The organism is Bacillus gaemokensis (genome assembly GCF_001590835.1).
Lineage (GTDB): Bacteria > Bacillota > Bacilli > Bacillales > Bacillaceae_G > Bacillus_A > Bacillus_A gaemokensis.
Genome location: NZ_LTAQ01000069.1, coordinates 82664 through 95247, shown reverse-complemented (window position 1 = coordinate 95247; position 12584 = coordinate 82664). Strand labels below are relative to the sequence as shown.

The 12584-nt window shown below is 35.0% G+C and carries 14 protein-coding genes and 1 pseudogene; 4 read left to right on the top strand and 11 right to left on the bottom strand.

Features of this window, described 5'->3' with window-relative positions; genetic code table 11:
• Window positions 1-3 precede the first annotated feature (3 nt).
• Window positions 4-1104 carry an NAD(P)H-dependent flavin oxidoreductase gene (locus tag AZF08_RS26560; RefSeq protein WP_033675425.1) on the bottom strand — a complete coding sequence of 367 codons (1101 nt, stop codon included), beginning with the start codon at window positions 1102-1104 and terminating at the stop codon, window positions 4-6.
• Between the two features lie 114 nt (window positions 1105-1218).
• Between AZF08_RS26560 and AZF08_RS26555 the strand changes: the two genes are divergently transcribed.
• On the top strand, window positions 1219-2136 hold the full coding sequence (locus tag AZF08_RS26555) for a S66 peptidase family protein (protein ID WP_033675424.1): 918 nt from the start codon (window positions 1219-1221) through the stop codon (window positions 2134-2136).
• A gap of 146 nt (window positions 2137-2282) precedes the next feature.
• Here AZF08_RS26555 and AZF08_RS26550 read toward each other — a convergent pair whose 3' ends face one another.
• The 3 genes and pseudogenes from AZF08_RS26550 to AZF08_RS26540 all read right to left on the bottom strand — a co-directional run bounded on the left by AZF08_RS26550 (window position 2283) and on the right by AZF08_RS26540 (window position 3816).
• Window positions 2283-2681, bottom strand: a complete 399-nt coding sequence (locus tag AZF08_RS26550; RefSeq protein WP_033675423.1) for an SseB family protein — start codon at window positions 2679-2681, stop codon at window positions 2283-2285.
• A 112-nt stretch (window positions 2682-2793) separates the two neighbouring features.
• A complete protein-coding gene (locus tag AZF08_RS26545; RefSeq protein ID WP_033675422.1) occupies window positions 2794-3363 on the bottom strand; it encodes a cysteine hydrolase family protein in 570 nt (189 codons plus the stop codon).
• 9 nt (window positions 3364-3372) lie between these two features.
• Window positions 3373-3816, bottom strand: a pseudogene (locus tag AZF08_RS26540) (carboxymuconolactone decarboxylase family protein).
• Window positions 3817-3912: 96 nt separating this feature from the next.
• Here AZF08_RS26540 and AZF08_RS26535 point away from each other — a divergent pair.
• Both AZF08_RS26535 and AZF08_RS26530 read left to right on the top strand, forming a co-directional pair.
• Window positions 3913-4371 (top strand): Lrp/AsnC family transcriptional regulator, encoded by a 459-nt coding sequence (locus AZF08_RS26535; protein WP_033675420.1) that lies wholly within the window; start codon window positions 3913-3915, stop codon window positions 4369-4371.
• Window positions 4372-4467: 96 nt separating this feature from the next.
• Complete coding sequence (locus AZF08_RS26530; protein WP_033675419.1) at window positions 4468-4650, top strand: DUF3913 family protein; 183 nt, start codon at window positions 4468-4470, stop codon at window positions 4648-4650.
• Window positions 4651-4703: 53 nt separating this feature from the next.
• On the opposite strand, the gene AZF08_RS26525 is transcribed toward AZF08_RS26530, so the two are convergent.
• Window positions 4704-5720, bottom strand: a complete 1017-nt coding sequence (locus AZF08_RS26525) for a CPBP family intramembrane glutamic endopeptidase (protein WP_033675442.1) — start codon at window positions 5718-5720, stop codon at window positions 4704-4706.
• 230 nt (window positions 5721-5950) lie between these two features.
• Between AZF08_RS26525 and AZF08_RS26520 the strand changes: the two genes are divergently transcribed.
• Complete coding sequence (locus AZF08_RS26520; RefSeq protein WP_033675418.1) at window positions 5951-7408, top strand: alanine/glycine:cation symporter family protein; 1458 nt, start codon at window positions 5951-5953, stop codon at window positions 7406-7408.
• A 35-nt stretch (window positions 7409-7443) separates the two neighbouring features.
• On the opposite strand, the gene AZF08_RS26515 is transcribed toward AZF08_RS26520, so the two are convergent.
• The 6 genes from AZF08_RS26515 to nrdF form a co-directional block, all read right to left on the bottom strand.
• Window positions 7444-8220, bottom strand: a complete 777-nt coding sequence (locus tag AZF08_RS26515; protein WP_033675417.1) for an ABC transporter permease — start codon at window positions 8218-8220, stop codon at window positions 7444-7446.
• A complete protein-coding gene (locus AZF08_RS26510; RefSeq protein ID WP_033675416.1) occupies window positions 8220-9122 on the bottom strand; it encodes an ABC transporter ATP-binding protein in 903 nt (300 codons plus the stop codon). The genes AZF08_RS26515 and AZF08_RS26510 overlap by 1 nt, the downstream gene beginning before the upstream one ends.
• A 14-nt stretch (window positions 9123-9136) precedes the next feature.
• Window positions 9137-9928: a hypothetical protein gene (locus tag AZF08_RS26505; RefSeq protein WP_033675415.1), complete on the bottom strand. Its 792-nt coding sequence runs from the start codon at window positions 9926-9928 to the stop codon at window positions 9137-9139.
• Complete coding sequence (locus tag AZF08_RS26500) at window positions 9925-10623, bottom strand: ABC transporter ATP-binding protein (RefSeq protein WP_033675414.1); 699 nt, start codon at window positions 10621-10623, stop codon at window positions 9925-9927. Before AZF08_RS26500 ends, AZF08_RS26505 begins: the two co-directional genes overlap by 4 nt.
• The gene (locus AZF08_RS26495; RefSeq protein WP_033675413.1) at window positions 10623-11000 is read right to left on the bottom strand and encodes a GntR family transcriptional regulator; all 378 of its coding nucleotides are present in this window, start codon (window positions 10998-11000) and stop codon (window positions 10623-10625) included. The genes AZF08_RS26500 and AZF08_RS26495 overlap by 1 nt, the downstream gene beginning before the upstream one ends.
• A 442-nt stretch (window positions 11001-11442) precedes the next feature.
• A complete protein-coding gene (nrdF, locus tag AZF08_RS26490) occupies window positions 11443-12411 on the bottom strand; it encodes a class 1b ribonucleoside-diphosphate reductase subunit beta (RefSeq protein WP_033675412.1) in 969 nt (322 codons plus the stop codon).
• Between the last annotated feature and the right edge of the window lie 173 nt (window positions 12412-12584).

The following is a 12584-nucleotide window of genomic DNA, read 5'->3' as shown; positions in this document are numbered from 1 at the left end:
GAATTATTCAAGTGGTCTTTTTTTGCATGCATCGTACAATCGCTCTACCGTTACGCTTACCTCTTCCATCACTCTCTCAACAATTTGTTGCGCGAACTCTTTTCTTGCCAAAGAAGATGCTTGCCCAGCCCAAAGTGACATATATTCCCCTTTATTTTGTTTCGTTGCTTCTCGACGTATTTTTGAAGTTAACACATTTTGCACCGGATACATTGGCAAACTATCTTCTTTTCCCTCATGTTGTTCTATAAATACATTACGAATCCCCCTTGCGTATTTTCCAGAAAACGCCTTCGTTATAGTTGTACTTGTATCTGTGCTGTTTAACACTGCCTCTTTATGTACATCATGCGTAATACTTTCTTCACTTGTTAAAAATGCTGTTCCCATTTGAACACCTTCTGCACCTAATGCTTGAGCAGCAACAACACCTTGGCCATTCATAATACCACCTGCTGCTACAATTGGAATTTGAGGAACTGCGGCTACTAGTTGAGGGATTAAAGCGAAAGTGCCAATCATAGAGTCTTGTTCTTTTCCAATAAATGTACCCCGATGCCCTCCAGCTTCACTACCTTGTCCTACAATTATATCTACTTCTAATTCAGCAAGTACTTTTGCTTCTGCTATGTTAGTAGCTGTTCCAATTACTTTTATACCCTCTCGCTTTAAAACTGTAATTTCTTCTTGCTCTAACATTTGAAATGCAAAGCTAACAACTGGAACTTTTTCTTCCACTAACACTTGTAATTGTTCTTTATAACCTTTTGGAAGTTGTAATGCCTGCTCTTTATCTTCTTCTACACCTAATTCTTTTTTGATTGATAATAATACTTCCTGCGCAGCTTGTACCTTTTCATCCTCAATTTCTATTTCTTTTGTAATGAGTAAATTTACACCAAATGGTCGATCCGTTAATTCTCGCACTCTATAAATAGCTTCTCGAATTTGTTCTGGGCTCATATAACCAGCCCCAAGCGTTCCTAATCCACCACTATTACTTACGGCGGCAACAAGTTCTGGTGTTGTAATTGCACCTGCCATGCCAGCTTGGATAATTGGATACTTTATTTGTAATACATCAGTTACTCGACTTATAAACATTTTTCACCCTCCCAATCTTCTTATATCTTCTTGATGCTACAAACTTTTCCCTTCTTTTACAAAAGGATTGCACTGCTTATGAAACGAATATATTGAAAGAGAAGGAGGGATTACATGCTTCACCCAAATGTTCTAAAGCAAGGTGACACAGTAATGATCATTGCTCCAGCAGGGCCACCAATAATTGAATATGTTCTTACAGGGGCCAAAATATTAGAGGAGATGGGACTGTCCGTAATCATTGGAAAAAGTGTTTATGAGAAATATGGCTATTTAGCTGGAAATGATGCCATTCGCCTTCATGATATACATGAATCATTTACAAATCCTGAAGTAAAAGCTGTTTTTTGTGCAAGAGGTGGATATGGAAGCGCCCGTCTTCTTCCTCATATTCACTATGAGCTTATCCGAGCAAATCCGAAAATCTTTTGGGGTTATAGCGACATTACCGCTTTACATACTGCCTTTACACAATATGCAGGACTTGTTACTTTTCATGGACCCATGATTGAAGAAGTAGGAAAAGGGATTCACTCTCTTTCTTTATCCTCCTTCAATCAACTATTTCATCCTTATTCAACCATTTTATCTGCAGCAGAATGTATTGTTTCTTCAACTAATTGCATAGTTTCCGCCCCATTAGTTGGCGGAAATTTAACTGTTTTAACAAGTACACTTGGATCACCATATGAAATCCATACAAAAGATAAAATTATATTGCTTGAAGATATTGGAGAGGAACCATATCGCATTGATCGTATGTTCAATCAATTACGTTTATCTGGAAAGTTTAGTGAATCCGCAGGAGTTATTTTCACAAGCTGTCACGACTGTAGCCCTTCTAAACCATCTCTATCCTTACAAAGCATATTGCACGACTATCTCGCGCCATACAATATCCCAGTATTATTTGGTTTTCCAATTGGACATATACAGCCGAATATCGCCATTCCCCTTGGTGCTCCTGTTACAATTGACACAAAAAAAAAGACTCTTTCCATTCCTTCTGGTATAAGTTTCACACCTAACTAACAAAGTAGATCTTATATCGGTGATTGTTATTCCTTATTCACAGAATATAAACAATGTCTTATTCAAATTTTCATTTCCATTAAAAAGGAAAAGCATACACCGCTTTTCCTTTTTACTATGCTTGAATGGCTATACAAATGACATTTTTACTGATAATAATTAAAGATTCGCCCAGAAGCTATATCAGCAATTTCTTCAGGAATAAAGGTTTTGCTAAGCTCAGTCCCAACATTCAATACAGCAGTTACCTCTTGATCAAGGCTTTCAAACAATTCTTTTCCACGTATCGTAATAAGGGGTGTTCCTTCTGGCAACACTTCTTTTACAAATTCCAATTGTGTAAAGAACGGAACAATCCATCTGCCTTCTCCTTGAAAATAACGTAAACGAAGAGTTCCCTCGGTCGCCGAATCATCCGCTTCCATAGATCCCGCAACATAAAAATGAGTTGTTAGCAACAATTCATAAAATTCCTTTTGTTTTTGTTTGTCATCCTCTGCTAAAACAAGTACTGTTTCGATTTTCTTTACTGGAATTTGCTCCATATGCTGCCACCCCTATTTTCAAAATAATTATACTGTAATTATACGAAATATTCTTATTTTTTTCTACATAATTATTCATTTATTTTATTGAAATAGTATCAATCATTCAAAATTATAATTGGTTCAACCTTGCCTTCTCTAATATTTCCGATGCCATAGCAACAGTAGCAAACTCTTCATGTAGATTCACAAGGGTCATATTATGAATTTCTTCCGCACAATATTGCACACTATCCGGTCCTTTTCGATTAAATGTAGCGGTCGCATCACTCACTAAATACGTTGAAAATCCTAAATTCCCAGCCATTCGAGTTGTTGTCTCTACACAGTGATTCGTCGTTAGTCCTACAATAATAACAGAATTACAATTCCTCTCTTTCAGCTGTACCTCTAAATCCGTTCCAATAAACGCACTGTTAACAGACTTTTGAATAACAGTCTCACCTTGTAACGGCTTCACTTCTTCTTTAAATTTTACCGTTTCTGCATTTGGATGAAACATGGATTCTATATTCTCTTTGTTTACATGTTGTATATGAAAAATTGGCAAGCCTCTTCTTCTCCACTCTTCTAATAAACTCTTCATGTTTTCTTCTGCAAAAGGATTATTTCGCATCCCCCAGTACGGTAGATCAAATGCTTTTTGTACATCAATAATAATAAGTGCGGATTGATTCAACATCATCTCCTCCTACTCTGCTGGTTGTAATTGAAATAAAAATCCAAGTTGTTGTGAAGCGGTAATAAAGCATATATAGGCACACAGTTCTACAATCTCAGCCTCACTCCAATACCCTTTTAATACATCAAACATTTTTTCATCTATCGCTGAGCGATTATGTACAAATACATGTGCAAAAGTTACAGCTGTACTAATCTCTTCTACCTTTTGCACATCCTCTGGCTCTCCCTTTGCCATACAGTACGGACATTCATTTCCAAATGCAAGTGTCCTGCGTACTTGCTCTTTTAATTCTTCAGAAAGCGTGCCTTTTTTATATAATGTTTTCTCTAACAAATTCCAAGAATCCAATATTTCTGGACAATGCCCTAACAATTTTTGAAACTTTGTTTCCCCAACATTTGATAATGAAATTCTCTCCATTAATTTCCCTCCTCTTCCTTACTCTTTTATTGTAAAATAAGTAAGGTACTATTTACATTTCATATGAATCTTAATTTATATGTTTTCTTTTCAAAAATCATCATTTTACTGGAGGTATATTTATAAATGCAATTAGATCGTGTAGATCGTAAAATTTTAAATGAATTATATAATGATAGTCGCCTCTCTATGCGTGAGTTATCAAAACGCGTAAACTTATCTGCTCCTTCTACTACAGAACGTGTTCGGAAATTAGAAAGTGAAGGTGTTATTCAGAAATATACAATAGATATTGATTATAAAAAGGCAGGTCTCGTTTTAGACTGTATTTTGGAAATCACTTTAAAAAATGGCGATACAACACGCATGCAGCAATTTATTCAATCTTATCCATCTGCAAGTTTTTGTTATCGTGTAACAGGAAGTCTATGTTATATCGTTAAAATTTCTGTCCCTTCATTAGTTGAACTTGAAGAATTTATTAATGATGTTTCTTCATATGCTACCACTGTTTCTCATATTGTCTTATCAGAAGTATCTCTTACTCCTGACATTGAACATATTTTCCCAGAAGAACAAAATTAATTTTTATTCACAATAACCTTAAATACCCCTTACAAAAAGAATAAAAATGTTTTATTATGTATTAAAATACATAAAGTTCGAGAAAGGGGCATTACATTGAAAATATGGTTTTATGAAAAAACGGCTCAAGAAGATGATTTACTCGGTATTTGGGATAATGTTCCCACCATTCCTCGAATTGGGGAAAAGGTGGAAATTTTAAAAAGCGTTCGTACAGTTACGGATATTAAATACGTAAAAAACGGAAACAACTTTCATGTGGAAATTGTGATCCATTAAAAAAGCAGCTCTCCTAGGTTATATTGGAGAGCTGCTTTTTATTCCTCCTATACTTACTGATGTTCTGCCTTTGCTATTATAATTTTATCACCCTCTACTGCAACCGTTACATAATCATTCTCTTCTAATTTCAACTGATTCACAGCCTCATCTGGCAATTCTACAGCCATAAGTCGATCAGTTACAATAACTTGACTATATACTCCAGTTTGTGGTAATGGTATAATCGCCTTCTCCTCATCAATAAAACGAAGAGGTGGTACCCCTATTTCTTTTACAGTTCGCCAATTTTTCCGAATAAAAGGTATCAACCACAGTAAACTAATCAAAATGATAACGAGTCCAATCCATAAATTACTTTGTCCTTGTAACTCAGCGATTGAAATAGCTTCGTCTGTTCCTTCTCCACTCATTAATTGAACACTTGTTGCGATGCAGTTGTTCAGAGCATGTACAGCTATATTCGTCCATATATTCTTCGTCTTTATGTAAAGAAGACACATCACAACACCAAATACAAATGCACCAACGACATCAAAGTGCCCTAAACCAAAAATAAGCGAAGACACAATTACAGCTCGTTTTATACCCCATTTAAAAGCCATACGGTTTAAGAAAAAACCTCTAAAAATGACCTCTTCCATAATAGGTGCAAAAATACACGCTGAAATAAAACTAAATATCGTTGTATATATACTACTCATATCGATGACGCTATCATCATTTAACATATCAATTAAAAAATTAGGAAGAAGATGTGCCAATATGTAAATTTGAATATGAGATACACCTACTGCAAAAATAAGTCCCATTACAGTTGCAATTACGATTAACTTCCAATTCAACTTTGTTGTTCTATCCAAGAAACTAGTAAATATAACATTGTTCTTTCCTGTTTTTACATATAACCATAGTAGCGGAAATACAAAAAACACCAAGGTTTGCAATACAGTATCCATGACAATGTCTGAAGCCCCTGCAAAAGCTAACGGTATCATTGTTACTATCATTCCTAAAATCATCCATGCAAAAAAACTGCGAAGTCGTATATGTGAAAATGCGTACTGAATAAAAAACACCCCCATGATGATATATTTACATTGTAATATGAATACCCTCAAATTTCTTCCTATTTTTCTCAGTTCACTTTTAAATAAGATATCTATTAAAATATGGAATAACGAATCTATTTTAAGACATTTCCTCTTTGCAAGATTTTCTGTTTTAATGATAAATGTCGCTTTTTATACCTAATTTTAAAAAACATATTATCTTGATAAGAATAAGGAGGATTGCGCACATGGATTTCTTTGAAAATGTCATTAATCTGATTCATAAATTTATTACAACTACAAACGAATATTTATGGGGTTATATTTTAATTGCATTATTAATTATTATAGGTTGCTATTTCACATTCAGAGCTGAATTCGTTCAGTTCCGTCATATTCGTGAAATGATCCGTTTACTTGGCGATGGAGCAAGTCCTTCTACACGTAAAGCACAAAAGGAAAAACACGGTGTTTCTTCCTTCCAAGCATTCTGTATGAGCACAGCATCGCGTGTTGGAACAGGTAACTTAGCCGGTGTAGCAATTGCGATTTCTATGGGTGGCGCAGGTGCTGTCTTTTGGATGTGGCTCATCGCTATGATTGGCGGAGCATCTGCTTTTGTGGAAAGTACACTTGCGCAAATTTATAAAATTAAAGACGGTAAAGCATTCCGCGGTGGCCCAGCATACTATATGGAAAAAGGTTTAAACAAACGCTGGATGGGTATGATTTTCTCCGTATTAATCACAGTTAGTTTCGGATTAGTTTTTAACGCTGTACAAGCTAATACTGTAACTTCTGCATTCGACGGAGCTTTTCATATTGATTCAAAAATCGTTGGGATTTCATTAGCTGTACTATTATCTGTCGTGATCTTCGGCGGTGTAAAACGAATTGCACGTGTTGTAGAAATGATTGTACCCATTATGGCGATCATTTATGTTGCAGTTGCACTATTCGTTGTTGTGACAAATATTACATTAATTCCAGAAATGGTTAAAGAAATTTTAGCGCATGCATTTGGCATAAAAGAAGTTGCTGGCGGTAGCTTCGGTGCAGCAGTTTTACTTGGTGTTAAACGTGGTTTATTCTCAAATGAAGCTGGTATGGGTAGTGCACCAAACGCAGCAGCAACAGCTAATGTAACGCACCCTGTTAAACAAGGTTTCATTCAAACACTTGGTGTGTTTACAGATACATTATTAATATGTAGTTGTACTGCTTTTATTATCCTTTTATCAGATGTTCATACTGGAACTGATTTAAACGGTATTCAGTTAACACAAGAAGCGCTAAAAATGCATATTGGCCCTTGGGCACCTATCTTCGTTGCTGTAGCGATTTTCCTATTCGCATTCAGCTCGTTAATCGGAAATTACTACTATGGTGAAACAAATATCGAGTTCTTAAACGGAAGTAAAACTACACTTATGATTTATCGTATTGCTGTAATCGGTATGGTATTCCTAGGTTCTGTTGCAACAATTCAAGTTGTTTGGGATTTAGCCGACCTATTTATGGGCGTTATGGCAATCTTCAACTTAGTTACAATCATATTCTTAAGCAAGTACGCATTTGCAGCATTGAAAGACTATATGAAGCAAAAAGAAGCTGGACAAGACCCAGTATTCTATGCAGACAGCATTCCTGGTTTAGAAAACACAGAGTGTTGGGATCGTGAAAAAACAGAAGAAAAAGTTGGTTAAAAAAAATCCCCGTGGTAAACGGGGATTTTTTTCTATTATAATACATCACGCTTTTGGAATAACGTGCTTGATGCAACAAGTAATACTACAAAATAAGCAAGTACTAGCAGTAAAGATGTTGTGAAATTGAATTCTGCAAATGGTGGTGTAGCACCGCCACTAATTAGTTTATTACTATCATATATACTTAAATCCAAATGTGAGAATACAAAAAACTTAGCTACTCCTTTAACAAACATCATAAGCATCATGCTAATTGCTCCTTGCAAGAAGAATAGGAACAGTGCAATGATTAATGGTAATACTGATTTTCGAAAAACATTTGCCAAGAAGAAAGCAAGTGTTGCAAAGAAGAACGGAGACACAAGTTTATATAAGAACACTTTAAACAATACCCCTAGCGTTAATTCTGTTTTCCCACCATCCATAATGATTGCACCAATAACCATCGCAATTAAGGTACCTGCCACGATAACAAAAAGCATTGTTAATAAAACTGAAACATATTTAGAAAATAGAATCATAATTCTTTTTCTTGGACGGATTAACAACTGCTTAATTGTTCCTTTTTGGAACTCATCAGTAATCGTACGAGAAGCAATGGTAATACCAAAGATTGTTGCAAATAAAATAACTATACCTGTATCTGTCATCGCATAATCTAGATAGGTTCCTTTCAGATCTTTCACTTCTCCCCATTTCACCATTACAAAAGCACCAAGAATTTCTAACGCAGCAATCACACCTATCAATATATACATACCTTTTTTCGCATGTAACTTTAACAATTCATTTTGAATTAATTTAAACATTACGCTTTCACTCCCCCAGTAATCGCTAAGAACTCATCTTCTAACGTTTTATTTTGAACGGTTACACCGTATATAAGTACATCAGCATGAACAAGTTGCTTCACAAGTTGCGGAATTTCTTCTTTCATTATAGATGTAACAATTACATTCCCTTGCACTTTCCCTTTAATGACTCCATTTGCCTTCTGAGCTTGATCTACTTCAAATGCTACCGCAACTGTTTCATCATTCTTCGCCTGCTCATGTAAATTATACTCTTGTACAAATTGACCGTTTTTAATAATAACAACACGATCACACATCAGTTCAATCTCACTTAATAAATGACTCGATACAATTACAGCAATGTTTTCTTCTTTCGCTAAACGTTGTAAATAATCTCGAATTTGACGAATACCCGCTGGATCCAATCCATTTGTCGGTTCATCTAAAATTAAAATTTTAGGATTATGCAGAAGTGCTTGTGCAATTCCGAGACGTTGCTTCATCCCAAGTGAATATGTTTTTACCTTTTTGTGAATGGCATGCTCCAGTTCAACAAGTTTTACAATTTCAGCGATACGTTCTTTACTAATCGGTGTAACTGCCATATTCGCAAAATGCTTTAAATTTTGCATCCCCGTCATATAGTCATATAGTTCAGGGTTCTCAACAATCGCTCCAATTTGCTCTAATGCTTTCTCACGTTCTGTACGAATGCTATGACCACAAATCGTAATATCGCCTTCTGTCATCGAAATAAGGCCCGTCATCATTCGAATTGTCGTCGTTTTACCACTACCATTGGGTCCAAGAAACCCGTATACTTCACCTTCCTGAACTTCAAATGATAGCCCTCGAATAATTTCTGTACTACCTATTTTTTTATGGACGTTTTCTAACTTCACTACTACGTTTCCCAATGATTGTTCCTCCTTTAGACTTCTAGTTTTTTGTCGATGATATAAGCTGTCATTGATACTAGTAAAAATATTAATAAGCCTTCAAAACATAGACTAAATATATTCAATCCATCACCTGGATAAAAAGATGTATCAAAATAACCTTCCTTATTCATTAATCCTACATATTTAATAGAAAGTATAGAGCTACCTATTTTTGCAACAAAATCCATTAACATTCCATAAATCACGGCGAAAATAACAAAAAACACTAGAAATAATATTTTCCTCATACCATGTTTCACATTAAATATTTTAATAATTACACTTATAAAAATTATCGAAGTTAACAAACTAGTCAGCTCTACAATCCACAAGAAGATAGAAAAAAAATGATGCGCTAAGCCATAACTATGCAAATTTCCAATCGGTTTCTCAATGTCCTCAACTTTAAGAAACTCAGACAAATACCAAGAAAAAAGTTCTAAAAATATCAAACTTATTACAGCCAATAAAATTAACATTAACGTACAAAAAACTATATTTGCATATAAATACTTTTTGGCTGGTATCGCTGTATACCGAATCATAGAATTGTTTATCATTTTTTTAAACGAAGATATTGTCAATAAAAAAATAGAAAATACAGCCATTACAATTAGTACTGTAAATAAAATTAATGTCGTTTCCTGTTTAACGGGGAGGATTCGTTTAGAAGACCCCACCATATAGGAAAAGAGAATAAATGAAACTGTAATAAATCCTAAATAGAGTATCCATACCTTTTTCTTATTACAATTATATAAGTAATGAAGTAGCTGATTCACTGTTTAAATACCTCCTTAAACAGTTCCGTCACTGCTTTTCCTCGCTGAAAACGAATTTCCTCCACATTCTCATGTAATACAACTTCTCCATCCTTCAAAAAGATAACTTCATCAAAAATATTTTCAATTTCTCCAATTAAATGAGTAGAAATTAAAATGGTACAGTCTTCACGATAAAACTGTAAAATTAATTCTAGTACATGCTCCCGTGAAACAGGATCAATCCCACCAAGCGGTTCATCTAGTACATAGAGTTTTGCTTTTCTTGAAAACGTTAAAATAATCTGTAGTTTTTCGACCATTCCTTTTGACAAAGCTGTAATTTTTTCTTCTAGCGGTATTTTAAATTCAGCTATCGTATCAACTGCTTGTTGGATATCAAAGTCTTGATAAAAATCTCGATAGAAAAATAAAGCGTCTTTCACAGTCATCCATTCATCAAAGACTGGTCTATCAGACATAAATGAAACAATTTTTTTCGTTTCTAAACCTACCTTCTTACCTTCAATTGTGATATTTCCTTCAGAAGGGTACTGCAAACCAGCAATCATTTTTAACAATGTCGTTTTGCCGCTACCATTATCCCCGACAAGGCCAATAATTTTCCCTTCTGTAATTGTTACACTTAAATCTCGAATCACTGTTTTTAAATCATATCGTTTCCAAAGATTTTCTATTTTTAATAACTCTGTCATCAGCTCTCCCCCTTTTTCTCTTCCAATGAAGACCGAAGTATTGAGAGAATTTCCTCTTTTGAAAATCCTAAGTTGTCCATTCCATTTATAAATGCATGAAGCAACTCTTTTGCCATATCTTTGCGTAGCTCCATAATTTTCTCTCCTTCGCTCGTTACATATCTCCCCATCCCTCTACGCGTCACAACAATACCATCTCGCTCTAACTCTTGAAATGTACGCTGAATCGTATTGGGATTTACTTGTAACTCACTCGCTAATTCACGTACAGAGGAGATTTTATCACCAGGCGATAAATGGCCCGTTACAATTTCTTTTTTTATGTATTCCATCACCTGAATATAAATTGGGGTGTTAGGAGAAAACTCAATGTTCATCTCTTCCCTCCTTTTGTCTTAGTGTACTAGTTAAATAGTACATTAAGACAAAAGGGATGTAAATACTTGTAAGTTAAAAATATAATAAAAAGGTAGTATAACTTTCGCTACACTACCTTCCTTCTTACTTTATTCTGCTATTTGCGATTCAACTTTTGACGCGCTGTTATCCCCCCCGTCCCCTTTTCACTTCTATCTAAATCCTGATGCCCGGTTCTTACTGTCCATTAATGCCTGATTGGTTTAACTAATAATCAGGTTTTTACGGGCAGTTTATCCCCCACCTAACTTCTTTTCTTTCGCCGAACTTTGAGGTGGGAGTATTACTGCCCACAAATAGCGGGATAAAAAACTTATTATGAAATAATAACATTATGTAAACGTTTCATAATCAAAGAAAAAAACTGCCTTTATATGAAAGACAGCTTTTCACTCTTATCTATTAAAAATCAAATACAAAATCATCGTCTGCTAATTTTTCAACATTTGTTGCTTTTACATAACCATTTCCTTTTACAGAGAAGAAATCATGGTTCTTCGTATCTGTACGTAAACCGTTTAATACGATTGGATTAATTTCTTCTTCTTCAAAGTGTGGTTCTAATCCTAAGTTCATAAGCCCTTTATTCGCATTGTAACGAACAAAACGGTTTACATCTTCTACAAGACCAATGGATGTATAAATTTCTTCCGTGTACGCCATTTCAATTTCATACAGCTCCATTAATAGCTCCTGCGTTTCCTTTTGCACTTCTTGTTGTTCTTCAGCAGAAAGTTCTGCGAAGATTTGCTGTGCTAAAATCCCGACAAATACGCCGTGAATTGACTCATCCCTGATTATTAAGTTAATAATTTCACCACTGGCAGTTAATTTCCCTTGTCCTGCTAAGTAAAGAGGATAGAAAAATCCACTATAGAACAAGTAGCTTTCTAAGAACACACTAGCTACCATAGCCATGTATAATTCTTTTTTCGTTACTTGTGGCTTTAATAAACGACGATAATACCCTGTAATAATACCTGCTTTTTTCTCAAGTAATGGATGACTATCTACCCATTCAAAAATCTCATCAATTTCTTCTTCTGTTGCAAGTGTCGTAAAGATATGACTATAACTCTTTGCATGTACTTCTTCCATCGCTCCCATGAAAGCTAGTACACTTTTCGCCTGCAAATTCTCAAGATGAACAAGTACAAGTGGCATACCTTCGCCACCTTGTTTTGTATCTAAAAGTGTTAAACCACCTAATACACGCTTATAGGCAATTTGTTCTTCTTTTGATAATTGCACCCAAGTATTTTTGTCAGAAGATACCGCGATCTCTTCTTCTGTCCAAAATTGAGCGATGTTTTGCTTCCAAAACATTAAACTAAAATCGTCTTCTTTTTTATTCCAGTTTACCGCGCGCATTGAATCGCCCCTTCTCAATAAATAAGCCCTTCTAATATGCGGTAAAGCTTTCAGTTTGTGATGAAAACTTAACCGCATGTAGAGTCTTAAATTTTATAACTAAGCATGAGCAGGGTCAGAAAAACCCTGCTCATGATGTCTTACTCTTTATGTTGTATATCAGTCAATTTTAA